Here is a 23462-nt window from a genome sequence, read left to right as displayed (position 1 = left end):
CACCTGCCGCCGAGGCAATCCGCACCACCGCACTCTCATCGCCCACATACCGCCCGCCAATCCCCTGCGGCACAACATCTCCCACCTCCATCACGCACCTGCCAGTGCGCGCAACGGCGAGGACAGGGGTGGACGGGGAGGATCCGACCTGCGGTGTCGATCATGCCGAGTCCGGACAACCAGGACTCGAATTCGGGGGCGGGGCGCAGGCCGAGGACGCGGCGGGCGTAGAGGGCGTCGTGGAAGCTGAGGCTCTGGTAGCCGAGCATGACGTCGTCGGCGCCGGGCACCGCGATGACGAAGGCGCAACCGGCGGCGCCGAGGAGGGTGAGCAGGGTGTCCATATCGTCTTGGTCGGCTTCGGCGTGGTTGGTGTAGCAGACGTCGACGCCCATCGGCAGCCCGAGCAGCTTGCCGCAGAAGTGATCTTCGAGACCCGCGCGAATGATCTGTTTGCCGTTGTAGAGGTATTCCGGGCCGATGAACCCGACAACGGTGTTGACCAGCAACGGATCCAGCTCCCGGGCGACGGCGTAGGCGCGGGCCTCCAGTGTCTGCTGGTCGACCGGCCTGCCACCGGTGCCCAGATGCGCTCCGGCCGAAAGTGCCGATCCCTGACCGGTTTCCAGGTACATGACATTGTCGCCGACCGTGCCGCGCCGCAGCGACCGGCCGGCCTCGTTGCCTTCGCGCAGCAGCGACAACGTCACGCCGAAGCCCGCGTTGGCCCCTTCGGTGCCCGCTATCGACTGGAACACAAGGTCGACCGGCGCACCCGCCTCGATCAACCCGATCGTCGTGGTCACGTGCGCGAGCACACAGGACTGGGTCGGGATGTCGAACCGCGTCCTGACCTCGTCGAGCAGCTCGAGCAGGTCGGCTGTCGCCTGCGGGGAGTCCGTCGCGGGATTGATGCCGATCACGGCGTCACCGCAGCCGAGCAGCAGTCCGTCGAGGGTGGCGGCGGCGATGCCCCGCGGGTCGTCGGTGGGATGGTTCGGTTGCAGCCGGGTGGCCAGCGTGCCGGGCCGTCCGACGGTGGTGCGGAACCCGGCGGTCACCACGCAGGCCCGCGCCACCGCGATGAGATCCTGGTTGCGCATGATCTTGCTGACCCCCGCCACCATCTCCGGCGCCAGCCCCGGCGCCACCGCCCGCAGGATCGCGGCCGCATCCGGTCCTGCCGCGACGGCGAGCAGCCAGTCCCGCAACCCGCCCACGGTGAGCGCCGAAACAGCTTGGAACGCAAGACGATCGTGACTGTCGATGATCAGCCGCGTGACCTCGTCGGTCTCGTAGGGCACCACGAGTTCGTCGAGGAACCGGGTGAGCGGCACATCCGCGAGCGCCCACTGCGCGGCGGCCCGCTCCGCGTCAGAACTCGCGGCACAGCCTGCCAATTCGTCTCCGCTGCGCTGCGGCGTGGCCTTGGCGAGCAAGTCCACCAACCCGTCGAAGGTGTAGGTGACGCCGCCGAGTTGCTGCGTGTAGCGGGTCATGCGAGTTCCGCCTCGGCCAGTACGGCGAATTCCTCGTCCGGCGTGCCGGCTACCAGCCGATGCCTGCTGTAGAGGCCGAAGTACGCCATGGCGAGACCGAACGCGCCGAGCGTCCAGCCCGCCGCGACCGGGTCGACCAGGAACGTGGCAAGCACTGCGACACAGGCGATCACGAGCGCGAACGCGGTCGTGTACACCCCGCCGGGCGTGCGGTAGGGGCGCGGCATGTCCGGCTCGCGCACGCGTAACACGATGTGGCTCACCATCATCAGCACATAGCTCAGTGCCGCGCCGAACACGGCCATGTTCAGCAGCATCGCCCCTTCGCCGGTCAGCGACAGCGCGAAACCGGCGACACCGGGCACGATCAGTGCCAGCACCGGCGCTTTGCGCGCGTTGGTCACCGACAGCCGGGTCGGCAGGTAGCCCGCCCGCGACAGCGCGAAAGTCTGCCGGGAGTACGCGTAGACGATGGAGAAGAAGCTTGCCACCAGCCCGGCGAGGCCGATGTAGTTCACCACGGTCGCCGCACCACTGTCGCCGAGCGCCTCGACCAGCGGGTTGCCCGACACCGAAACAGCTTGCGCGCCACTCGCTCCGGTGGCGAGGAACAGCACCGCAGTCCCGGTCACGATGAGCACCAGCATCGCGCTGATGATGCCCTTCGGCACGTTGCGCTCCGGTTCCCGCGCTTCTTCGGCGGCCAGCGGCACCCCTTCCACGGCGAGGAAGAACCAGATCGCGAACGGCACCGCGGCCCAGATCCCGAACACCCCGAACGGCAGGAACGCCGAGCTGCCCAGCGCGTCCGGATCCGCCGGGATATCGGTCAGCTTGCCGACCTCGAACCGCCCCCACGCCGAGACCGCGAACACCGCCAGACCGGCGAGTGCGATCCCGGTGATCACGAACATCGCCTTGAGCGCCTCCCCCGCCCCGGTCAGATGCACCCCGACGAACAGCGCGTACACGCAGAGGTACACCCACCAGCCGTCGGTGACGCCGAACAGGTGCAGCGATTCCACGTAGCCGCCGATGAACGTGGCGATGGCGGCGGGCGCGATCGCGTACTCCAGCAGAACCGCTGTGCCCGTGGCGAATCCGCCCCACGGCCCGAGCGCGCGGCGCGCGAAGGTATAGCCGCCGCCCGCCGCGGGCAGCGCCGCGGACAGCTCGGCCATGCCGAACACCATGGCCAGATACATGCCTGCGATCAGCACGGTCGCGATCAGCAAACCGCCGAATCCGCCTTCGGCGAGGCCACTGTTCCAGCCCGCGTAGTCGCCGGAGATCACGTAGCTGACACCGAGCCCGGCGAGCAGGACCCAGCCCGCCGAACCGGAGCGCAAGGTGCGCTTGGCCAGGTAGTCCGCGCCCGCGGTGACCTTCATGTCCTCGATCGTCATAGACGCAGCGCACTCCTCATCCACATACCGTTTGGTCGGTGGACCAATTCTTGGGAGCGAATGTTGCCCGGGTGTGAAACGAGGTTACGGACGCCGCCTCGCCGCCGGTGACGCAGCGCACACGCCGGGCGGGTCGCGTGCCTGCGTCAGCACGACACGGCACACTTGGCTGGTGGTTGCCTCCCCGGTCCAGTTCCGGTCGCCCTGGACTCAGACCATCGACCTCAGGACCGAGCTGCGCACCGCGTGGGACTGGCTGCGCCGTCCCGCGCTGCTGCGCCGAGTCCTCCCCGCGATCCGCACCCATCTGGGCGCGGCCCCGGCCAGCACCGCCTACGCGTTCACCCTGTTCGTCACGTGGTGGACGCTGCGGGGTGTGGGTGACTCGGTGGAGCGCAGGCTGATCTTCTCCGCCTCGACCAATCTCTACAACATGCGGCACAACCCGGTGCAGGTGCTGGTCGCCTCGGCGTTCTGGACCGACGGCGGATTCCCGTGGACCACCATCGTCAGCTTCCTGGTGGTGATGGCCTACGCCGAACGCTGGCTCGGCACCGGCCGCTGGATCGTGCTGTTCGCCACCGGGCATATCGGCGCGACACTGCTCACCGTCACCGGTATCTCGCACGCCATCGACCGCGGCGTCATTCCGTTGAAGGTGGCGGTCGCCGCGGATGTCGGTACCAGCTACGGCTTTTCGGCGGTCCTGGCCGCGATGGCGTTCCGGTTCCGCGGACCGGTCCGGTTGCTGTGGGCGGGCACGCTCACCGTGGTGCTGGTCGCGGCGCTGTGGATCGGGCCGACCTTCACCGACTACGGCCACCTGTGCGGGGCCGCCATCGGCTTCGTCGTCGGCGCGCTGGCGACGCTGCTCGGCCGCTGGGTACAGCGGCGAACGGCGGCGAAGGAGCCGGTGCCGGTCAGCCGGTGAGCACAGCGGGCTTGGTACGCCGCTGCACCAGCCCGACGACCGGTTCCACCACCCGCGCCACGATCGGCCCCAGGATCGCCATCAGCAGCACATACGCCGAGGCGAGCGCGGCCAGCTGACCGTCGACCCCGCCGACGGTCACCGCCAGGCCCGCGATGACGATCGAGAATTCCCCGCGCGCGACCAGCGCCGCGCCGGCCCGCGCACGACCCATCCGCCGGATGCCCTGCCTGCTCGCCGCCCACCAGCCGGTCGCGACCTTGGTCAGCACGGTGACCACCGCCAGCCCTACCGCCCAGCCGAGCACCGGTGGAATCGCCGTCGGATCGGTGGTGAGGCCGAACGCCACGAAGAAGATCGCCGCGAACAGATCACGCAGCGGCTCCAGCAGTTTCGCGGCCTCGTGCGCGGTCGATCCGGAGATCGCGATGCCGAGCAGGAACGCCCCCACCGCCGCGGACACGTTCAACGCGGACGCGACACCGGCCACCAGCAGCGCCGCGCCGAGCAGCTTGAGCAGGAACACCTCGCGGTCGTTGCTGTCCACAATGGCCGAGACATAGCGCCCGTGGCGCAGCGCCACCACGAGCACCACCGTGATCGCGGTCAGCGCGACGGCGAGCGATTTCAGTCCGCTGGCGAAGCTCACCCCGGCCAGGATGGTGGTGAGGATCGGCAGGTACACCGCCATCGCCAGGTCCTCGAACACCAGGATCGACAGGATCACCGGCGTCTCCCGGTTACCGAGCCGCCCGAGATCGTCGAGCACCTTCGCCACGATGCCCGACGAGGAGATATAGGTGACCCCGCCCATGGTGACGGCGCCGATCGTGCCCCAGCCGAGGATCAACGCGACCACCACACCGGGCGTCGCGTTCGCGACCAGGTCCACCAGGCCCGCCGCCCACGAACGGCGCAGGCCGGTCATCAGTTCCGGCGCGGTGTATTCCAGGCCGAGCAGCAGCAACAGCAGCACGACGCCGATTTCGCCTGCCACATGGCCGAATTCGTTGGCGGCGGTGAGTTTGATGAAGCCGCCCTGGCCGAAGGCGAGGCCGCCGAGCAGATACAGCGGGATCGGCGACATCCCGAAGCGCCCCGCCAGCCGCCCGAACATGCCGAGGGCAAAGAGAATCGCTCCGAGCTCGATCAGGGCGAGCGCGGTTTCGGTCACGGGCTCAGCCGTGGGTCAAGATCTTCGCGGCCGCGTCGAGGCCTTCCGGGGTACCGACCACCACGAGCAGGTCGCCCGTGGTGAAGGTGAAATCCGGTCCGGGTGAGGGATGCAACTGCCCGGCACGCATCACCGCGACGATCGACACCTTGGTCCGGGTGCGCATCGCGGTCTCGCCGAGGGTGCGACCCGCGTAGGGGGACTCCTCCGCGATCGCCATCTGCCGGGTGGTGATGCCGGGCAGATCGCTGTGCTCGTCGTTGAGTTTGGCCACGAGCTGGGGCGCACCGAGCAGGTTGGCCAGCACGGCGGCCTCGTCGGTACTCAGCGGAATCTGCGCGGCGCAGGCGTCCGGATCGTCGAGTTTGGAGACGATCAGATCGATGTCGCCGTCGCGGTGTGCGACCACGCCGATCCGGCGGCCCGACCGCACCTCGAAGTCTTTTCGGACTCCAATTCCGGGTAGCGCAGTGACGTCGACATTCACACACTCCAGGGTAGACCGAGGTCTCGCCCGTCCGCCGGTGCGGTCATCACTTCGGCGGATGGCGCCTGGTCAGGGCTGTGCTGAGATGGAAGCGTGCGGCAATGGTCGGAGATTCCGGGAACGGCGCGGGATGCGCTGGGCGCGCTGCTGGTGTTCGCCGGCGGCGCGGCGCTGTATGCGTCGAACCTGTTCGCCTTGATCGACCTCGGGCGTGCGGTCCCGTTTCCGGCCCGGCTCGCGATCCTCGCTCCGCTGTGCCTGCTGACGATGGCGCGGCGCCGAATGCCGGTGCCCGCGATGCTCGTCGGGCTGATCCCGCTGAGTATCGATATCTGGATCGGCCCCTCGGTGCCGGTGTGGCTGATCTACGGCGATCTGATGTACGCGGCGGTGCTGTATTCCGCGAAACGCACGTCGCGCGGGGTGATCATCGGCTGGGCCACGTTCTCGGTGCTGCTGGTGCTCGTCACCGCCGTCGTCGCGCACGACCTGCGGGCCATCTCGCTGGCGCTGCTGGTGGTGCTCGCGTTCATCGCCACACCGCTGTGGTGGGCCAATTCGGTGCGCACGCACAAGGACATCGCCGGGGCCGAACGGGCCAGGGCGCAGGCGCTGACCCTGGTCGCCGAGCTCGACCGCCGTGCGGCCATCGCCGACGAGCGCACCACCATGGCCCGCGACCTGCACGACGTGATCGCCGGCCATCTCTCGGCCATCGCGATCCAGTCCGAGGCCGCGCTCGGGGTGCTGGCCCGCAAGCAGCCCGACGCCGCGGTCACCGGGATCATGCAGTCCATCCGCACCAACAGCGTCAGCGCCCTGCAGGAGATGCGGACGATGATCGGCCTGCTGCGCAGCGACGGCGAGGGCGAGGACGAGGTGGCCGCCCCGCGACGGCTCGCGCAGTTGTCCATCCTGGTCGATGCCGCCCGCGCGGCCGGAATCGCGGTGCGGGTCAGCGAAACCCTCGACGACACCGAACTGCCGAGCGCGGTCGACCAGGCCGCGTACCGCATCATCCAGGAGGCTTTGACCAACGCCATGAAACACGCACCGGGACAAGGGGTCGACATCGACGTGAGTGCGCGGGACGGAGAACTGCGCGTGGCGGTCCGCAATCCGGTACCGGCGATCACGGTGCGCCGCAGCGAGAACGGCGACCCGCACCGCGGCTTGATCAACATGCGCGAGCGGGCCGCGGCGCTGGGCGGCAGCTTCACGGCCGGATCCAACGCAGGCACCTGGGAAGTGCAAGCGACCCTGCCGGTTTCGATCGCGAGCGCGTCATGACAATCCGGGTGCTGATCGCCGACGACCACGCCGCCATCCGCGCGGGACTGCGGATGATCCTGGACGCCGAGGACGATATCGAGGTGATCGGCGAGGCCGCCGACGGCGACGTCGCGGTGTCGCAGGCCAAGGCGCTGCGCCCGCACGTCGTGCTGATGGACGTGCGCATGCCCGGGGTGGACGGCATCACCGCGACCGAGCGGGTGACCGCCGACGGGCTCGCCAAGGTGCTGATCCTGACCACCTTCGACCTGGACGAGTACGTTTTCCGGACGCTGCGGGCCGGCGCGTCGGGGTTCGTGCTCAAGTCGTCGTCGGGGCAGGCGCTGATCGATGCCGTCCGCACCGTGGCCGCGGGCGACGGCGTGCTCGCCCCCGAGGTGACCCGGGCCGTGATCTCGGCGTTCGCCGCGGTGAATCCCGATGCGGCGCAACCGGAGCCGGACGGGCTCGCCGACCTCACCGAACGCGAACGCGAGGTGCTGGACTGCCTGGGCGACGGACTGTCCAACGCGCAGATCGCGGGCAAGCTGTTCATCGGCGAGACGACGGTGAAGACGCACGTCTCCCGGGTGCTGACGAAACTCGGTGTGCGGTCACGGGTTCAGGCCGCCATCGTGGCGCGCGAGGTTCGCGACCGCTAGCCTCATTTCGCCAGTGGCGCGAACGAGCCGTCGGGGCCGGGCTGGAACTCCTCGACCGCGACGACCGCACCGGTCGGCAGCGGACCGTACAGATGCGGGAAGAGCATCGACTCCGGGTCCGTTGGCACGCCGGGTTCCCACTTCACCGGTGCACCCAGCCGGGCCGGATCGAGCCGTAAAAGCACCAGGTCGCGGCGGCCCGCGAAGAGCCGGTTGGCCGGCAGATGCGCCTGCTCCGGCGCCGACAGGTGGATGAACCCGACCTCATCGAGCGACGGCGCCCGATACTCACCGGTTTGCCGGGCGGAAAGCCACTCGCCCAAAGTACATATGTGAACGAGCGTGTGAGTGTCATAGGTCACGGGTAATCTCCCGGTAGACAACTGGATCGGCCTGTTCGAGTTGGTGACCACAACTGAGTTCGAAGCGTGACCTGGAATGTTCGCCAGTAGCGAAATCCCTGGTCGTGTTATCGAAAACACACCGAATCACTCACGGGAACAAAGCCCCCGTCCCGAACGTCTGACAGAGTAGTCATACCACTGCTGGGAAGTAGCGGTAGCGAGCCCGCGGAGTGACCACGGGCCCCACACCAGGCGAACGGTCTGTGAACCGGGAGCCAGGACGGAGGAGTCATGCCAGGAACCCTGACTAGCACCCCACTGACCGCGGTCGATCGTTGCGACCGCTGCGGGGCGGCAGCTCGAGTGCGCGCCGTTCTGCCCGCAGGTGGCGAGTTGCTCTTCTGCCAGCACCACGCGAACGAACACATGGATCGACTGCGTGAGTTGGAAGCCGTGATCGACACGGAGTCCGCTCCCGCGCTCTGATCAACTCCTCGCGTCCTGAGATAACAACATCCGACAACAGAACACCGTTCGACCCGAGCGGGCGATCCACGGATCGCCCGCTCTCGGTCTGTTCAGGGGCCGATCGAGGCGGACAGGATCCCGTCCAGCAGGCGGTTCAGGCCGTAGTCGAACGCCCCGTCCGGGTCGCCGGGCGCTTCGTACAGTTCCCCGACCACCTTGCCCACCCGCGATGCCAGCGGGAACGCCTCGGGCGACATCGCCCCCGAGAGCAGTGGGCCGTGCACGTCCCACCACTGGGCGTCGGTCATCACCTGGGTTTCCCGCCGCGCGGCGACGGCCATCCTGGCATTACCCGTCGCGAACTCGGTGAGTACGGCGATCACCCGATCCAGTTCCACCTCGGACCGGCCGATGTCGTCGATCGCCGCCAGCTGCCGCTCGAAGCGCCGCATTCGTCCAGGGCCGAGCACCAGTCGCCACGGCGGCACCTCCAGCAGCCAGGGATGCGCGATCAGCTCGGCGCGGGCCTGGCGGGCGATCGCGGCCATCCGATCGCGCAGCGGCGACTCCGGGGCGATGGGCGCGTCCTCGTCGGCGACCGCGTCCGCCATCAGCACCGCGAGCGCGTCCTTGCTGGGCACGTAGGTGTAGAGGCTCATCGGCCGCAGCCCCAGCTCCGCGGCGACCGCGCGGATGGACACCTTGGCGTACCCGTCCCGGTCGGCGAGGGCGATCGCAGCCCGGACCACGGCATCGACGCTGACCGTCTGCTTCGGCCCGCGACCGCCGGGGCGCGGCGGGACCTCACGCCGCCACAGCAGTCCGATCAGTTGTTTCGCCTGTTCGACGGTGGTTTCGTCGGCCACGGGACTCCTCGGAACAAACTCGGTACCCTGTACGTTGTTCAGATACTTCGTACACCATACGCCGAATAAGGGGTTCGTTCTGCGCAGCACACAGGCCACGTATCTACCCGACCGGCACATGTTCGCCCTGTGGACATGGACCGGCCAGGACACCGGGCCCGCACCCGAGACCGGCGACCGGGAATCCGTCACGCTCGCGGTCCCGACAGGACCGGACGGCACGATCGAAATCAACGAGGTCGACTGCGCACTGCGCGATCCCCGGACCTTCGCTGGGTCGGCCATCGATGACGCAGGCGAATCGGTGCACGCCTGGCAAGCGGCACTGCGCGAGGAGGGGACGGGGGTCGCTGCGGCGCAGGCGGATTCACGTCGGTCGCGCGGCCGCACAGCGGGGTCTGCCGCCGAAACGGGGGCGGCCATCGGCGCGCAGCCGACGACCAGCACCGGTGCGGGGCCCAGCACTGGCACGCAGCACGCCGCCGGGGCGGAGCTCACCACCAATGCGGAGCCCACCTCCAGCGCGCAGACCACGCCCAGCACGCAGCCCACCACCAGCACGCAGCCCACCACCAGCACGCAGCCCACCACCAGCACGCAGCCCACCACCAGCACGCAGCCCACCACCAGCACGGGGCACGCCGCCAGCACGCGACCCAGCGCCGACGTGCAAACCCGCACAGAGCAGGAAAATCCCTGTGCGACAGTCGGTCCGGGCGACGTGGTGGAAGGTCCGGCATCGGTGGCGGGAGCTGCCGCGAATACCGTTGCCGCGGACGGGGAGCCGCTATCCGACGTGGCGGACTTGATCCGTCTGCGCGCGGCGGCCTTGCCGATTGCGGCGCATGCCGTGCCGGATGCGGCGGGGACGTCGGTGGTCGCGGCGGAGCGGGCGTTGCGGGTGCTGTACGAAACGCAAGGGGTGGCGGCGGAGTTGGCGGTCGCGCTGAAAGCGGAATTGCGGCCCTATCAGGTGCGCGGGGTGAGCTGGCTGCGGGAGACCGTCGCGGCGCACGGCGGGGCTGTGCTGGCCGACGAGATGGGGCTCGGAAAGACCGTGCAGACCATCGGTTTCCTGCACGGGCGGGCCGCGAGCGGGCCGCAGCTCGTGGTGTGCCCCACCTCGCTGGTGGGCAACTGGGCGCACGAGATCGACCGGTTCGCGCCCGGATTGCGCGTAACCGTGTGGCGGGGCGGCGATATCGCGGCCGAGGCCGGGACGGTCGTCGTCGCGGGATATCCCGCCCTGCGGCTGCACGGGCACCTGCTCGGCGAGCACCGCTGGGCGACCACGGTTTTCGACGAAGCGCAGGCGCTGAAGAATCCGCGCACCCAACTCGCCAAGGCCGCACGCACACTCGACGCCGAGGTGCGCGTCGCGCTCACCGGCACGCCGGTGGAGAACCACCTGGAAGAGTTGTGGGCGCTGCTGAACCTGGTGGCGCCCAGACTCTTCGGGCATCGCACCCAATTCCGGCGCCGGTTCGTCCGGCCGATCCAGGAGGGCTCGGCGAGCGCGGCGGCCCGGCTGCGCGACGCCATCGAACCCGTCGTGCTCGCGCGGAAAAAGGCACAGGTGGCCGCGTCGCTACCGGCGAAGATCCACACCGACCTGCTGTGCGACCTCACCGGCGAACAGGAGAACCTGTACGACAAGCTGCTCGATCGCGCCATCGACGACGGCTTCGGCTCCGGGGCCCAGCGGCAGAGCCGGGTGCTCGCGGCACTCACGGCGCTCAAACAGGTCTGCAACCATCCAGGGCTGGTCACCGGCGAACTGACCGAGCTGGCCGGCCGCTCCGGCAAGCTCGACCTGTGCGCCGATATCGTCGCGAACAACCTCGAATTGGGTGCTCCCACCCTGATTTTCACCCAGTATCGGCAGACCGGCGAACTGCTCGTGCGCCACCTCGCCGAACAGTTCGACGTGGCCGCGCCGTTCTTCCACGGTGGCCTGGACCAGGCCGAGCGGGCCGCGATCGTCCACGGTTTCCAGGCCGCGGACGGACCGCCCGTGCTCGTGCTGAGCCTGCGCGCGGCGGGCACCGGCCTCACCCTGACCCGCGCCGCCGACGTCATCCACTTCGACCGCTGGTGGAATCCGGCCGTCGAGGCACAGGCCTCCGATCGCGCCCATCGCATCGGCCAGACCCGCACGGTCACCGTCACCACGCTGACCTCGACCACCACCGTCGAAGAACACATCGCCCGGATGCACGACCGCAAGTCCACGCTCTCGGACCTCGGCGACTCCGCCGGCATCGCCGCGCTGGCCCGGCTCGACGACGACCAGCTGATCGAAATCCTGCGCCGGAAACGGGGGAACTGATGGCGGACAACGAATTCGGCTACACCCTGTGGGGCATGGACTGGGTCCGGCTCGCCGAACCGCTACGCCAGACCCGGCCCGACCCGCTGCTCCCCCGCGCCCGCAGCATCGCCCGCAACCACGGCATCCAAGCGAACATCGAGGGCCGCGTCGTCCGCGCCACCCTGCACCGTGGCAGCGAGGCCTCGGTGCTCCATCTGGAGGTCGCGCCGCTGCCGCGCACGGCGGTCACCGCCATCAACGCGGTCATCCCCGACACCACCGTCCTCACCGACGACATGCACCGCGCCGCCAAAGCGGCGGGCATCACCGTAGCGCCGGTGCTCGCGGGAACGGACTGCTCGTGCAAGGCACGCTCCCCCCGCTGCCTGCACATCCTCGCCCTGTACTACGACATGGCACGACGGGTAGACGAAAACCCGCGCCTGGCACTGGAACTCCAGGGCTATTTCCAAGCGGCACAAGAGGACGACACACCAGCCTCTGTCGAAGCGCCCCGCTGGGTGCCGATCAACACCCTCGACCCCGCGAACTACTTCGTCGCACCGACCGCGCCCTGACCGGCCCGATTCTGCTTTCTCGCACCACTTTCGCGTTCTCGCACCCGCTGCGGCTGGCTGCAACCAGTGCGGGAACCCGGAAGTAGTGCGAGAAGCTGCGCCAGCGCGCGCCTCTCGCGGCTGGTGGCGGTCCGGTCCGACCGAGGTGCGCACGCCGGCATCCCTCCTCCTGCGGCGTGCGCACCTCTCCTGAGCACCCGATCTCACTGTCCTGGTGGCGGATTCGGCTCGGATCGGATCCGCCGATGGCGTCCGGACAGTGTCGGGGCGCTCAGGCGGGGCGGCGGGCACGGAAGCGGAAACTTCCCTGCCCGATTTCGATTTCCACGTCGGTGAAGCCGATGCGGGTGAGGCGGTCGGCGGCATGCTCGGGCGGCACCGGCACGCACGTATCGCCCAGGTGGATGAGCCGGAACAGCCAGCCGTCCAGGCCGTCACTGCCCGCGAACACCCCACCGGGACGCAGCACCCGCAGTGCGTCGGCGAACACCCGGTCCTGCTGCAGCGCGGTCGGCACGTGGTGCAACATCGTGAAGCACACGACCGAGTCGAATTGTTCTGCGGCGAAAGGCATCTCGGCACCATCACCCTGCACCACGGTCATCGCCGACCCGTGCCGGGTGCGCAGCCGCGCGGCCAGTTCCGGATCGATTTCGACCCCGGTGAGCGCCCCCGTGCGAGCGCGCAGCGCCCCCACGTTCGCGCCGTAGCCGGGTCCGATCTCGAGCGCACGGTCACCGAGTTCGAGCCCGTGCAGCGCCCACGGCACGATCTTGGTCGCGCTGGTCCGTTCCCACCGCGCGGAACGGCACAGCGCCCGATGGAACAGGTTCATCGCCATAGCCACGAGGTTAGGAGCGGACAGCGATGACCACTACCGGCTACGGTGACATATTGTGTCGCTGAACGGCCATCCCCGCTTCCAGCCGGTGCCACCCGGCCCGACGGCGATGGTGTTCGGCGTCGGGCTGCTGCCCGCCGGCTTCTGGTTCGCGACGCACGAGCATCCGCAGCACCAGATCGCCTGGGCCGCACGCGGAGTCATCGCCGTCGAGGTGGGCGACGCCCGCTGGGTGCTGCCGCCCACCCGGGCGCTGTGGATCCCCGGCGGCGTCCGGCATCGGACCGGCACCGCGGACGGAGCCGAAATGCGCGGCATCTACCTCGAACCCGGCCGCTGCCCCGTCACGTTCACGACACCGACCATGCTCCGCGTCACCCGGCTGCTGCACGAGCTGTTCGACCATCTCGCGGCACCCGGCACCGCCGCCGCCCAACGCGAACGTGCGGAGGCGGTGGTCTTCGATCTGCTGAGCCCGGTCGACGTCGTCCCGATCACGCTCCAGCCCCCGAGCGACCCGCGTGCCAAGCAGGTGGCCGACGCGTTGACCCGCGATCCCGCCGACGACCGGACCTTGGCGGCGTTCGCCGCAGCCGTCGCCACCAGTCCCCGCACGCTGGCCCGGCTGTTCGTCGCGGAGACCGGAATCACCTTCGGCCACTGGCGAACTCAGGTCCGCCTCGCCGCCTCGCTACCGCCGCTGGCGGCGGGCCTGCCGATCGCCCGCATCGCGGGCCGCGTCGGCTACGCCACCCCCAGCGCCTACGTCGCGGCGTTTCGCCGTGCCGTCGGCGTCTCTCCCGGACGCTATTTCACCGGTTGATCAGGCGTTGGTGCCACCGTCGACGGTGAAGGTCGCGCCGGTGACGCTGCGACCGGTGTCCCCCGCGAGGAACGCGACCATCGCCGCCATGTCCTCCGGCGCCGCGAAGTGCCCCAGCGCGGACAGCTGGACTTGCAGGTCGTAGTGGCCGCCGTCGACCGGATTCATATCCGTCACAGTCGATCCCGGCTGCAACAGGTTGACGGTGATCCCCCGCGGACCGAGTTCCCGCGCGAGCGCCTTGGTGAAACCGTTCAGCGCCGACTTGCTCAGGTTGTACAGCGAGAGGCCGGCGAACGGCGCGTGCTCGGACAGGTTGCTGCCGACGCTGACGATCCGGCCACCGTCGCTCATGTGCGCCACCGCGGCCTGCGCGCCGACGAACGCGGCGCGGGCGTGGATGTGCAGCGCGCGGTCGATCTCGTCGACAGTGAACTCCTCGAACGGTTTCGCGGGGAAGATGCCCGCGTTGTTCACCAGGATGTCCAACCGGCCGAGATCGCTCGCGGTCTGGTGCACGGCACGCACCACCTCCGCGGCGTCGGCGCTGTCCGCACGGTAGGCGACCGCCCGGCCGCCGGCTGATTCGATGTCCGCGACAACGGCTTTCGCCTGCACGTCGCGGTTCTGATAGGTGATGGCCACGGCCGCCCCGTCGGCGGCCAGCTTGCGCGCGATCGCCGCTCCGATGCCCCGGCTGCCGCCCGTCACCAGCGCCACCTTGCCCGTGAGACCCGACATCGCTCCTCCTATTTTTGTGTCGATCAATACATAAATAGCTAAGCGCACGGGCCCGCTCTGCGTCAAGCGGTATATTTAGTGATCGACACAGAAAGGATCGGGATGGCCGAACGGGGACGACCGCGCGCTTTCGACCGCACGGACGCGCTGCGCCGCGCCATGGAGGTGTTCTGGGAGCACGGCTACGAGGGCGCGTCGATGAACGATCTCACCACTGCGATGGGCATCAACTCACCGAGCCTGTACGCCGCGTTCGGCTGCAAGGAGGCACTGTTCCGAGAGGCCATCGACCTCTACGGGCAAACCGAGGGCGGATACACCGAGCGGGCACTGCGCGAAGAGCCGACCGCGCGCGCCGCCATCGAAACGATGTTGCGGGACAACGCGGTCGCCTACACCGTCGAGGACAAACCACACGGCTGCATGGTCGTGCTGGCCGGCTCCACCTACACCACCCGCAACGAGTCCATCCGCGACTTCCTGGTCGAAAAACGCAAGGGGACAACCGAAGACATCCGCGAGCGACTGGATCGCGGTGTGACGGAAGGCGATCTGTCCGCAGCCACCGACACCGCCGCCCTCGCGAACTTCTACACCACGGTCCTGTACGGCCTGTCGATCCAGGCGCGCGACGGAGTCCCTCTGAAAAGCCTGACCCTGGCCATCGATTGCGCGATGGCCGCATGGCCGACCCAGGACACCTCCGCCGCTACCGCAGGCAGTGGAGACCCGCAGTAGCAGCAGACCACGTGACCTACATCCGGCGCAGCGCGGCGATGCGTTCTTCCAGCTGATCGGCGGAGGCCAAAGCTGTTGGCGGGCCGCCGCATTCGCGGCGCAGCTCGCCGTGGATCACGCCGTGCGGCTTGTTGGTGCGGTGGTGGTGCATGGCGACCAGGCTGTTGAGTTCCCGGCGCAGTTCACCCAAACGGTCTGCGGTGGCGACCCGTTCGGACGCACTCGCGACCTGCGGACCGGGGGCGGGCGTGAAGGTCGTCTCGGCGCGGTCGGCGATCTGCTTGGACTGCCGGTCGCGCAGCAGCGCGCGCATCTGGTCGGCGTCGAGCAGGCCGGGGATGCCCAAATAGTCGGCTTCCTCGTCGCTGCCCGCGAAAGTCGCTGTGCCGAACGAGGATCCGTCGTAGATCACCTGATCCAGCTCGGCATCGGCGGCCAGTGCGACGAAGGACTTCTCCTCCTCGCCCGGCTCGTCCTGCTGCTTGTTCGCCTCGATCAGCAGTTCGTCTTCGAGGCCGTCCTTCTCCCGGTGCGGTTTGCCGATCACATGGTCGCGCTGCAATTCCAGCTGCGCGGCCAGATCGAGCAGCACCGGCACCGAGGGCAGGAACACGCTCGCGGTCTCACCGGGCCGCCGGGCGCGCACGAACCGGCCGATCGCCTGCGCGAAATACAGCGGAGTCGAGGCGCTGGTCGCGTACACGCCGACGGCCAGCCGCGGCACGTCGACGCCCTCGGACACCATGCGCACCGCGACCATCCACGGGTCCTTGCTGGCGGCGAACTCGCCGATCCGGTCCGAGGAGGACGGATCGTCGGACAGCACCAGCGCGGGCTTGCTGCCCGAAATGTGTTCCAGCAGTTCGGCGTAGTCGCGCGCCCGCTCCTGGTCGGTGGCGATCACCAGGCCGCCCGCGTCCGGCATGCCGGTATTGCGCAGCTGACGCAGGCGCATATCGGCGGCGCGCAGCACGGCCGAGATCCAGTCGCCCGCCGGATCGAGCGCGGTGCGCCAGGCCCGCGCGGTCTGCTCGGCGTTCAGCGGCTCACCGAGGCGGGCGGTGTGCTCCTCGCCCGCGCTGTCGCGCCAGTGCGCGTCACCGGAGTAGGCGAGGAACACCACAGGCCGCACGACGCCGTCTGCGAGCGCCTCGGAGTAGCCGTAGGCGTGATCGGCGCGCGAACGCGGGAACCCGGACTCGTCGGGTTCGTAGGTGATGAACGGGATCTGACTGTCGTCGCTGCGGAACGGGGTACCGGTCAGCGCGAGCCGGCGAGTGGCGTCACCGAACGCCTCGGCGGTCGCCTCACCCCAGCTCTTCGCGTCGCCCGCGTGGTGGATCTCGTCGAGAATCACCAGGGTCCTGCGGTTTTCGGTGCGCACCCGGTGCCGCGACGGATGCGAGGCGACCTGCGCGTAGGTGACCACGACACCGTGATAGTCGCCGGACGTGCCGCCTGCAGCATTCGAGAACCGGGAATCCAGTGCGATGCCCGCGCGGGCTGCGGACTGCGCCCACTGATGCTTGAGGTGCTCGGTCGGGGCGACCACGGTGATCTGATCGACGGTGCGGTCGGCCAGCAGTTCGGCCGCGACGCGCAGCGCGAAGGTGGTCTTACCCGCGCCCGGCGTCGCCACCGCGAGGAAATCGCGCGGCTTGGACGCCAGATACTTCGTCAAAGCCCGCCGCTGCCAGGCACGCAGCGACCCGCCACTCGATGTACCGGAGCTGTTCGGTCTGCCCGAAGCCTCGGGTGTTCCCGAATCGCCCGGTGTCTCCGCTTGTCCCGCCACAGCGGCGCCACCCGACCCAGTCACGCACTCGACCCTACTGGCCCGGCACGGCGTGTTGCCAAACCGACGCGGCATGCGCGATCGGCATCACATGTTCACCAGCAGACACGCCCGAATTCACGTGTTGCCCGGCGACACGTCGCCCCCGGACTGCGGTACGGATCGGAGATGTAGGCGATGCTGTAGGCACGATGTCCGAGAAGAAGGCCCTGCCGAGCGACCCGCTGCGCACCGACCTACCGTCGCTCAGTGGTGGATTTGCTGCGCGAAAGCTGACCTGGTCGCAGCGCGCGATCCTCGGCGGGCGGCGGGCGCGCAGGCAGACCACCCGGCTCGTCGTGCGGGTCGCGGTGAAGGCGTGGGACGACTCGATTTTCGCCAAGTCGGCGGCCGCGGCGTTCTGGCAGACGCTCTCGCTGGCGCCGCTGCTGCTCGGCGTGCTCGGCAGCCTCGGCTACGTCGGCGGGTGGTTCGGGCCCGACACCGTGCAGATCGTCGAATCGAAGATCATCTCGTTCAGCCGTGACCTGTTCAGTTCCACCGTGGTCTCCGATCTCATCGAACCCACCGTGCAGGATGTGCTCGGGCGCGGCCGCGGTGCGGTGGTGTCGGTCGGTTTCGTGCTGTCGCTGTGGGCGGGGTCGTCCGCGATGGCGACTTTCGTCGACTCGATCGTCGAGGCGCACGATCAGCAGGACGCGCGACACCCGGTGTGGCAGCGCATCTTCGCGCTGCTGCTGTACGTGTTGTTCCTGGTGGCGTCGGTGTTCATTCTGCCGCTGGTCGCGCTGGGGCCGACCCTGATCGGACGGGTGCTGCCCACGGCGTGGCGGGCGACCGGGCTGCGCCTGCTGGACTTCTTCTACTATCCCGGCGTCGGTCTGCTGCTGATCGTCGGACTGACCACCCTGTACAAGCTGGCGTTGCACACCTCGCTGCCCTGGCATCGACTGTTCAACGGGGCGTTGGTGGCCGGCGTGTTCTTCATGGCCGCGAGCGAAGGACTGCGGCGCTACCTGTCCTGGGTCACCGACACCGGCGTCACCTACGGCGCGCTCGCCACCCCCATCGCCTTCCTCCTGTTCACCTACTTCCTCGGCTTCGCGGTGATCCTCGGCGCCGAATTCAATGCCGCCGTCCAGGAATTCTGGCCCGCCCGCGCCACCCGCATGACTCAGGTCAAGGAATGGATCGCCAACCAACTCAACGGCGATCCCGAAGAAGGCCCCGCCGAAACCCCGAATCCCATCACCCCCGACCCGAAGTCGAGCACCGCTCCCCCACCCAAAGACCCCGCCCCCCTCGACACCGAACCCAATACCGCCTAGCGCGCTTCGGTTACGTCGGAACACTCGTCTCGGTGCAGCGGGCCGGCCATCGAGGCGCGGCGCGCGAACCAGCACCATGCGCGGAAGTTCGGCAGCGATTTCGCGTGCGGCCAGACAGGGTTACCTGGTGATCAATCGACCAAGGCGTCGCGTTCGACGGCCGACGGGGTGCGTCGGCCGAGGCGAATGGGACGCCAGGGGGTCAGTCGCCCTTTTTCAGGCCGTCGTAGACCTTCTTGCAGTCCGGGCAGACCGGGGAGCCGGGCTTGGGCGAGCGCGTCACCGGGAAGACCTCACCGCACAGGGCGACGACATGGGTGCCCATGACGGCGCTCTCCGCGATCTTGTCCTTCTTCACGTAGTGGAAGAACCTCGGGGTGTCGTCGCTCGTCGACTCGTCGGTGGTCGAATCCGGGCGAACCATCGTGTCACTACTCACGCACTCCATGATGCCGCATGACAACTTCGCTGCCCAAGAGGACGTGGGCGTCGGCGACACCCGCCGGATCCGGCGGCGTGTCCCATTCGTTCCGCATTCGCCGGGTTGACCACTGTGTGTGCGGTCGAGCCCGGACAGTGGAAGACTCGACGGCATGCAGCAGCACGGCGACTCCTCCGACGCCGACGATCTCGACGGCTCCGGCCCCGAGGTCACGATGCCCTCCGTTTCTCCGCGCAAGGCCGGGTACTTTCCCGGCAGCGACGACAAACATCCCGTCCTGATCACCGAGGCGCAGCCGTCGCTCGAGGATCAGCACCGCGCCCGGGTGCGCCGCTACACGATCATCATGGCGTTCCGCATCCCGTGCCTGGTGATCGCCGCGATCGTCTACAGCTCGTTCCACAGCGCGTTGCTCGCGATCCTCGTCATCGCGGTGTCCATCCCGCTGCCCTGGATCGCCGTCCTCATCGCCAACGACCGCCCGCCGCGCCGTAAAGACGAACCGAGCCGCTGGGACCGCCCCCGCACCGCCATCGAATCGCGCCCGCACAACGCCATCGACGGCTGACCCCGGGCACCCCGGCTACGTCCGCACTACGCGGGGACGGCGACCGCTTCGCTCGGCCGGCGGGTGACGAAGGCGGACATCACGGCGGCGGCGGCGCAGAGGGCGCCGGCCAGGTACCAGGCGAGGTCGTAGTTTCCTTGGAGGTCGCGGATCACGCCGGCGCCGGTGGCGGCGATCGCGGAGCCGATCTGGTGGGAGGCGAAGACCCAGCCGAAGGCGACGGGTCCGTCGGCGCCGAACAGTTCGCGGCAGAGCAGCACCGTCGGCGGAACGGTGGCGACCCAATCCAATCCGTAGAAGATGATGAACACCCACAGGCTGGGCTGGGTGTGCGGACCGAGCAGCGACGGCAGGATCAGCAGCGACGCGCCCCGCAGCACGTAGTAGCCGACCAGTAGATAGCGCGGGTCGACCCGGTCGGTCAGCCAGCCGGAGAAGATGGTGCCCGCCACATCGAACACACCGACCACGGCGAGCAGGCTCGCGGCGGCCGTCGGCGGCATCCCGTGGTCGTGGGCCGCGCTGACGAAGTGGGTGCCGACGAGCCCGTTGGTCGATGCACCGCACACCGCGAATCCCCCGGCCAGCAACCAGAATCCGGGCCGCCGCGCGATCGCGCCGAGCACGGTGAGCGCCCGCCACGCCCCCGCGCTCGCCGGCGTGCGCAGTCCGACGACGCTGCCTGGTTCCGCGCCGTACGCGGTGACCCCGACATCGCTCGGGAAGTCTCGGATGAACAGCAATACCAGCGGCACCACGGCCAGCGCCGCCCCGGCGACGATCAGCGACGGCACCCGCCAGCCGTGCGCGTGCGCCAGGGCCGACACCAGCGGCAGGAACACCAGCTGACCGGTCGCGCCCGCCGCGGTGAGCACCCCCGTGACCAGACCGCGCTGCCGCACAAACCAGCGCCCGGTGATGGTGGCGACGAACGGCATCGACATCGACCCGACCCCGATGCCCACGAGCAGACCCCAGGTGAGCATCAGATGCCACGCCTCGGTCATGAACACGGTGAGTCCGCTGCCCAGAGCGACAAGGACCAGCGCGCACGCCACCACTTTGCGGATGCCGAATCGGTCCATCAGCGCCGCCGCGAACGGCGAAATCAGCCCGTAGAGGAGCAGATTCAACGACACGGCCGCACCGATGGTGCCGTGCGACCACCCGAACTCCGCGTGCAGCGGATCCAGCAGCACGCTGGGTACGGAGCGGAACGCCGCCGCACCGATCAACGTCACGAACCCGACCCCCGCGACCACCCATGCCGGGTGCAGCCGCCGATACCGGATCGAAGCGGTCGGCGGCGTCTGGAGTTCGGTCATCCGCTGAGCGTGCCGGAATTCCGCCCGGGCAACGAGTGGCCGGAAAGCCACAAAACACCAATATCGTGCCACTTCCGGCGACACGCCAATGTCCTCGACAGTGGGTGCGGCTTTCCCTAATGTGTCCCGGGGAACAAGACAGGAGAGAACATGATTCGGTGGGTCTGGGCCTTCCTCGACCGCCCCGCACAGCGTTTCGACGACTGCGCCAAGTTCTGGTCCACGGTCACCGGTACCGAACTCTCCGCCCGCCGCGGCGAGCACGACGAATTCCTCACGCTGCTACCCGATCCCGCGCTCTTCGCCGCCGCGGGCGTGAAGATGCAGGCGGTGACCGGGCTCGGCGGTGTGCACCTCGACTTCGATGTCGACCACATCCCCACCGCGGTGCGCACCGCGCTCGATCTCGGCGCGGATCTGGTCGCGAACCATCCCGACTACGCGGTACTGCGCTCCCCCGGCGGCCAGACCTTCTGCCTGACCCCGAGCGGTCGCGCCACCAGCACCCCCGCGCCTCCGGTGACCGCACCCGACGGCACCCTCAGCCGTCTCGATCAGGTGTGCCTCGACATCGGTCCCGCCGATCACGCGGTCGAGACCGAATTCTGGAAGTCGTTGACCGGCTGGACCTTTCAGCAAGGCAGATTGGCGGAGTTCGCCCGGTTGCGCGCCGAACAGCACCTGCCGGTGCAGTTGCTGCTGCAACGCCTCGGCGAAGACCGCGCCACCAGCGCGCACATCGACCTCGCGTCCAACGACATCGAGGCCACGGCCACCTGGCACGAATCCCTCGGCGCCACCATCGTGCAGCGCTACGACTACTGGATCGTGATGGCGGATCCGGCGGACGCGACCTACTGCGTCACCGCTCGCAACCCGAACACGGGCCTGCTCTAGAACCCTCCCGACCGCACCCTCGGCACGGCTCCCGACTCCGGAGCGCAGGCCAGGCACGACCGCGTCCCGCTCGTTGCGCTGTCCCCGAACCCGTCATGACCTCTCGCACCCCTTCTGACGCCTCGCACGCGCTGTGGCAAGCCACAACGAGTGCGCGAGCACAGAACTGGTGCGGGAACCTATCTCGCATGCTTTCCGGCGGGCCGCACCGCCAGCGCGACCACCTCACCGGTTCCGCGCCTCCGCGGTGGCAGAGTACCGGGGTGCCCACGAACCGATCGACCACCACCGAATCCCTGCTCACCGCACTGTGCCCGGACCTGCGGACGGCGCTGACCCGCGTCCGCTACGACGCCGACACGCTGCTCGCGGTGCTGGGCGCGGACGCGCACGCGGCGCTGGGGCGTTCCGAACCGGTACCGGTGCGCCGCGCGGCCCGCGATGCGGGCGAACTCGGCACGCTGATCCGGCTGCTGCTGCTCGGCGACCCGATGCCGGAACGCGACGTGGCCGCGGCCCTGGCGCCCGTGGACATCGATCGCGCGATCGCGGCGGGCCTGCTGCGCCGGGCCGGGGGACCGTGCTGGCCGTGCTGGACCTGCGTCCGCTCGACGCGGGCGCGGGCACCCGCTGGATCCTGTCCGATCTCGACGACTCGATGCGCAAGCGCACCCTGAGCGAGGACCACGTGCTCGGCGTCGGCCACGCCTCGCTGTCACTGCTGCGCGCCACCCCGACCCGGCCCGTCGGTTCCGTGCTGGACCTGGGCACCGGTTGCGGTGTGCAAGCCGTCCACGCGACGTCCTATGCCGACCGGGTGACCGCGACGGACGTGAACCCGCGCGCGCTCTGGCTCGCCGCGGCCACCGCCGCGCTCAACGGCCTGGACCTGGAACTGGTCGAAGGCTCCTGGTTCGAGCCGGTCGCGGGACGGCGCTTCGATCAGGTGGTGGCGAATCCGCCGTTCGTGGTCGGCCCGGCCAGGATCGAGCACACCTATCGGGATTCCGGACTGGCCCTGGACGGCGCGAGCGAGCTGGTGATCGGTCAGGCCGCCGATCTGCTGAACCCGGGCGGCACGGCCGCGATGCTCGCGGCGTGGGTGCATGTCGAGGGCGAGGATTGGCGTCACCGTGTGTCGTCCTGGCTGCCCGCGCACGGCATCGACGCCTGGGTCGTGCAGCGCGACGTCGCCGATCCCGCCCTCTATGTCGGCACCTGGTTGCGCGACGCGGGCCTGGACCCGCGCGACACCGCCGCGCAGGCGCGCGCCGATCAGTGGCTCGACGCGTTCACCGCGGCGCAGGTGGAAGGCGTCGGGTTCGGCTTCGTCTATCTGCGCGCCATCGACGGACCGACCGAGCTGCTCGCCGAAGACCTGACGCACGGTTTCGAGGATCCGCTCGGCGACGAGGCGACGAAGTATTTCGAGCGGTCGGCCTGGCTGCGAGCCGTCGCGGGTGACGAAAACCTGGCCTGGACTTCACGATTCGTGGTGGACCCGGCGACGGCGCTGGAGCGCGTCGCGCTGCCCGGCCCGGAGGGCTGGACGCCGCGGGTGGCGCGGGTGCATCGCGGCGACGGCCCGCGCTGGCAGCACGAGGTGGATGAGACAACCATCTCCCTGCTCGCGGGAATGCGCGCCGACGGCCTGCCGTTGTACGAGCTGATCGAACTGCTGGCGGTTGCCCACGGAGCTGACGACGTGACCTCGGAGTTCGCGGCCGAGGCGCTGTCCGTGGTGGCCGGACTGGTTCGCCATGGACTGGTACGGCCGGTGTAAAGACAGCAATCGCGGGTAGGTCGGTGCAGGCATCGGACAGCGGCAGTTCCACAACGGCGTGCTTCTCAGGAACTTCTCAGACGAGAGTGATGAAAACCGCACGTCAGAGCGGTTTATCTCAGCCGAGACGGGGAACTTTCTCCCTGTCGGGTCCGTTGTTCGGAGTGAGACACCACCGACAGG

Annotated in this window: 21 protein-coding genes and 2 pseudogenes; 12 read left to right on the top strand and 11 right to left on the bottom strand. The window is 69.2% G+C overall.

What is annotated here, in order from left to right:
* Positions 1-90 precede the first annotated feature (90 nt).
* A pseudogene (locus TY25_RS16510) lies at positions 91-1499 on the bottom strand (ethanolamine ammonia-lyase subunit EutB).
* Positions 1496-2905 (bottom strand): ethanolamine permease, encoded by a 1410-nt coding sequence (gene eat / locus TY25_RS16505; RefSeq protein ID WP_042257128.1) that lies wholly within the window; start codon positions 2903-2905, stop codon positions 1496-1498. Before eat ends, TY25_RS16510 begins: the two are co-directional and overlap by 4 nt.
* A gap of 172 nt (positions 2906-3077) precedes the next feature.
* Here eat and TY25_RS16500 point away from each other — a divergent pair, with 172 nt between their 5' ends.
* Complete coding sequence (locus TY25_RS16500) at positions 3078-3836, top strand: rhomboid-like protein (RefSeq protein WP_226887244.1); 759 nt, start codon at positions 3078-3080, stop codon at positions 3834-3836.
* On the opposite strand, the gene TY25_RS16495 is transcribed toward TY25_RS16500, so the two are convergent.
* On the bottom strand, positions 3826-5010 hold the full coding sequence (locus tag TY25_RS16495) for a cation:proton antiporter (RefSeq protein WP_042257127.1): 1185 nt from the start codon (positions 5008-5010) through the stop codon (positions 3826-3828). The two genes, TY25_RS16500 and TY25_RS16495, sit on opposite strands and share 11 nt — an antisense overlap.
* A gap of 4 nt (positions 5011-5014) precedes the next feature.
* Complete coding sequence (locus TY25_RS16490; RefSeq protein ID WP_041562956.1) at positions 5015-5497, bottom strand: cation:proton antiporter regulatory subunit; 483 nt, start codon at positions 5495-5497, stop codon at positions 5015-5017.
* A gap of 93 nt (positions 5498-5590) precedes the next feature.
* Between TY25_RS16490 and TY25_RS16485 the strand changes: the two genes are divergently transcribed.
* Together TY25_RS16485 and TY25_RS16480 are read left to right on the top strand one after the other, a co-directional pair.
* Complete coding sequence (locus TY25_RS16485) at positions 5591-6787, top strand: sensor histidine kinase (RefSeq protein WP_042257126.1); 1197 nt, start codon at positions 5591-5593, stop codon at positions 6785-6787.
* On the top strand, positions 6784-7431 hold the full coding sequence (locus tag TY25_RS16480; protein ID WP_042257123.1) for a response regulator: 648 nt from the start codon (positions 6784-6786) through the stop codon (positions 7429-7431). The genes TY25_RS16485 and TY25_RS16480 overlap by 4 nt, the downstream gene beginning before the upstream one ends.
* A 2-nt stretch (positions 7432-7433) precedes the next feature.
* On the opposite strand, the gene TY25_RS16475 is transcribed toward TY25_RS16480, so the two are convergent.
* The gene (locus TY25_RS16475) at positions 7434-7754 is read right to left on the bottom strand and encodes a DUF952 domain-containing protein (protein ID WP_088606703.1); all 321 of its coding nucleotides are present in this window, start codon (positions 7752-7754) and stop codon (positions 7434-7436) included.
* A gap of 312 nt (positions 7755-8066) precedes the next feature.
* Here TY25_RS16475 and TY25_RS44065 point away from each other — a divergent pair, with 312 nt between their 5' ends.
* Positions 8067-8261 carry a DUF7455 domain-containing protein gene (locus TY25_RS44065; RefSeq protein ID WP_029903635.1) on the top strand — a complete coding sequence of 65 codons (195 nt, stop codon included), beginning with the start codon at positions 8067-8069 and terminating at the stop codon, positions 8259-8261.
* Positions 8262-8353: 92 nt separating this feature from the next.
* Here the strand turns inward: TY25_RS44065 and TY25_RS16465 are convergent, their stop codons facing one another.
* Entirely contained in the window at positions 8354-9109 is a 756-nt protein-coding gene (locus tag TY25_RS16465) for a TetR/AcrR family transcriptional regulator (RefSeq protein WP_042257119.1), read from the bottom strand.
* A gap of 118 nt (positions 9110-9227) precedes the next feature.
* Here TY25_RS16465 and TY25_RS16460 point away from each other — a divergent pair, with 118 nt between their 5' ends.
* Together TY25_RS16460 and TY25_RS16455 are read left to right on the top strand one after the other, a co-directional pair.
* The gene (locus tag TY25_RS16460; RefSeq protein WP_236639123.1) at positions 9228-11438 is read left to right on the top strand and encodes a DEAD/DEAH box helicase; all 2211 of its coding nucleotides are present in this window, start codon (positions 9228-9230) and stop codon (positions 11436-11438) included.
* Positions 11438-11998, top strand: coding sequence for an SWIM zinc finger family protein (locus tag TY25_RS16455; protein WP_042257118.1), 561 nt, complete (start codon positions 11438-11440; stop codon positions 11996-11998). The genes TY25_RS16460 and TY25_RS16455 overlap by 1 nt, the downstream gene beginning before the upstream one ends.
* 271 nt (positions 11999-12269) lie before the next feature.
* On the opposite strand, the gene TY25_RS16450 is transcribed toward TY25_RS16455, so the two are convergent.
* The gene (locus TY25_RS16450; RefSeq protein WP_042257117.1) at positions 12270-12839 is read right to left on the bottom strand and encodes a class I SAM-dependent methyltransferase; all 570 of its coding nucleotides are present in this window, start codon (positions 12837-12839) and stop codon (positions 12270-12272) included.
* A gap of 55 nt (positions 12840-12894) precedes the next feature.
* On the opposite strand from TY25_RS16450, the gene TY25_RS16445 reads away from it, so the two are divergent.
* The gene (locus tag TY25_RS16445; protein WP_106386964.1) at positions 12895-13662 is read left to right on the top strand and encodes an AraC family transcriptional regulator; all 768 of its coding nucleotides are present in this window, start codon (positions 12895-12897) and stop codon (positions 13660-13662) included.
* On the opposite strand, the gene TY25_RS16440 is transcribed toward TY25_RS16445, so the two are convergent.
* A complete protein-coding gene (locus tag TY25_RS16440) occupies positions 13663-14403 on the bottom strand; it encodes an SDR family NAD(P)-dependent oxidoreductase (protein WP_042257116.1) in 741 nt (246 codons plus the stop codon). It lies immediately after the preceding gene.
* Between the two features lie 102 nt (positions 14404-14505).
* On the opposite strand from TY25_RS16440, the gene TY25_RS16435 reads away from it, so the two are divergent.
* Positions 14506-15141 (top strand): TetR/AcrR family transcriptional regulator, encoded by a 636-nt coding sequence (locus TY25_RS16435; protein ID WP_042257115.1) that lies wholly within the window; start codon positions 14506-14508, stop codon positions 15139-15141.
* A 16-nt stretch (positions 15142-15157) separates the two neighbouring features.
* Here the strand turns inward: TY25_RS16435 and TY25_RS16430 are convergent, their stop codons facing one another.
* Positions 15158-17011, bottom strand: a complete 1854-nt coding sequence (locus tag TY25_RS16430) for a DEAD/DEAH box helicase (protein WP_370466265.1) — start codon at positions 17009-17011, stop codon at positions 15158-15160.
* Positions 17012-17127: 116 nt separating this feature from the next.
* On the opposite strand from TY25_RS16430, the gene TY25_RS16425 reads away from it, so the two are divergent.
* Entirely contained in the window at positions 17128-18264 is a 1137-nt protein-coding gene (locus TY25_RS16425) for a YihY/virulence factor BrkB family protein (protein ID WP_052383014.1), read from the top strand.
* Between the two features lie 202 nt (positions 18265-18466).
* On the opposite strand, the gene TY25_RS16420 is transcribed toward TY25_RS16425, so the two are convergent.
* Complete coding sequence (locus TY25_RS16420; RefSeq protein WP_088607186.1) at positions 18467-18712, bottom strand: DUF3039 domain-containing protein; 246 nt, start codon at positions 18710-18712, stop codon at positions 18467-18469.
* A gap of 208 nt (positions 18713-18920) precedes the next feature.
* On the opposite strand from TY25_RS16420, the gene TY25_RS16415 reads away from it, so the two are divergent.
* On the top strand, positions 18921-19274 hold the full coding sequence (locus tag TY25_RS16415) for a DUF3099 domain-containing protein (RefSeq protein ID WP_029903614.1): 354 nt from the start codon (positions 18921-18923) through the stop codon (positions 19272-19274).
* A gap of 26 nt (positions 19275-19300) precedes the next feature.
* Here the strand turns inward: TY25_RS16415 and TY25_RS16410 are convergent, their stop codons facing one another.
* Positions 19301-20599, bottom strand: coding sequence for an MFS transporter (locus tag TY25_RS16410; RefSeq protein WP_042257112.1), 1299 nt, complete (start codon positions 20597-20599; stop codon positions 19301-19303).
* A gap of 150 nt (positions 20600-20749) precedes the next feature.
* Between TY25_RS16410 and TY25_RS16405 the strand changes: the two genes are divergently transcribed.
* Together TY25_RS16405 and TY25_RS16400 are read left to right on the top strand one after the other, a co-directional pair.
* Positions 20750-21496 (top strand): VOC family protein, encoded by a 747-nt coding sequence (locus TY25_RS16405; RefSeq protein WP_042257110.1) that lies wholly within the window; start codon positions 20750-20752, stop codon positions 21494-21496.
* Between the two features lie 263 nt (positions 21497-21759).
* A pseudogene (locus TY25_RS16400) lies at positions 21760-23279 on the top strand (DUF7782 domain-containing protein).
* Positions 23280-23462 lie beyond the last annotated feature (183 nt).

The sequence above is a fragment of the Nocardia brasiliensis NBRC 14402 genome (assembly GCF_000308475.2).
Classification (GTDB): domain Bacteria; phylum Actinomycetota; class Actinomycetes; order Mycobacteriales; family Mycobacteriaceae; genus Nocardia; species Nocardia brasiliensis.
This window is presented reverse-complemented; position numbering and strand designations above follow the sequence as displayed.

Bases quoted from the DNA above. Each gene is read 5' to 3' on its own strand.
- eat (WP_042257128.1), bottom strand. From the start codon at position 2,905: ATGACGATCGAGGACATGAAGGTCACCGCGGGCGCGGACTACCTGGCC.
- TY25_RS16480 (WP_042257123.1), top strand. From the start codon at position 6,784: ATGACAATCCGGGTGCTGATCGCCGACGACCACGCCGCCATCCGCGCG.
- TY25_RS44065 (WP_029903635.1), top strand. From the start codon at position 8,067: ATGCCAGGAACCCTGACTAGCACCCCACTGACCGCGGTCGATCGTTGC.
- TY25_RS16460 (WP_236639123.1), top strand. From the start codon at position 9,228: ATGTTCGCCCTGTGGACATGGACCGGCCAGGACACCGGGCCCGCACCC.
- TY25_RS16455 (WP_042257118.1), top strand. From the start codon at position 11,438: ATGGCGGACAACGAATTCGGCTACACCCTGTGGGGCATGGACTGGGTC.
- TY25_RS16450 (WP_042257117.1), bottom strand. From the start codon at position 12,839: ATGGCGATGAACCTGTTCCATCGGGCGCTGTGCCGTTCCGCGCGGTGG.
- TY25_RS16440 (WP_042257116.1), bottom strand. From the start codon at position 14,403: ATGTCGGGTCTCACGGGCAAGGTGGCGCTGGTGACGGGCGGCAGCCGG.
- TY25_RS16435 (WP_042257115.1), top strand. From the start codon at position 14,506: ATGGCCGAACGGGGACGACCGCGCGCTTTCGACCGCACGGACGCGCTG.
- TY25_RS16430 (WP_370466265.1), bottom strand. From the start codon at position 17,011: ATGCCGCGTCGGTTTGGCAACACGCCGTGCCGGGCCAGTAGGGTCGAG.
- TY25_RS16425 (WP_052383014.1), top strand. From the start codon at position 17,128: ATGTCCGAGAAGAAGGCCCTGCCGAGCGACCCGCTGCGCACCGACCTA.
- TY25_RS16420 (WP_088607186.1), bottom strand. From the start codon at position 18,712: ATGGAGTGCGTGAGTAGTGACACGATGGTTCGCCCGGATTCGACCACC.
- TY25_RS16415 (WP_029903614.1), top strand. From the start codon at position 18,921: ATGCCCTCCGTTTCTCCGCGCAAGGCCGGGTACTTTCCCGGCAGCGAC.
- TY25_RS16410 (WP_042257112.1), bottom strand. From the start codon at position 20,599: ATGACCGAACTCCAGACGCCGCCGACCGCTTCGATCCGGTATCGGCGG.
- TY25_RS16405 (WP_042257110.1), top strand. From the start codon at position 20,750: ATGATTCGGTGGGTCTGGGCCTTCCTCGACCGCCCCGCACAGCGTTTC.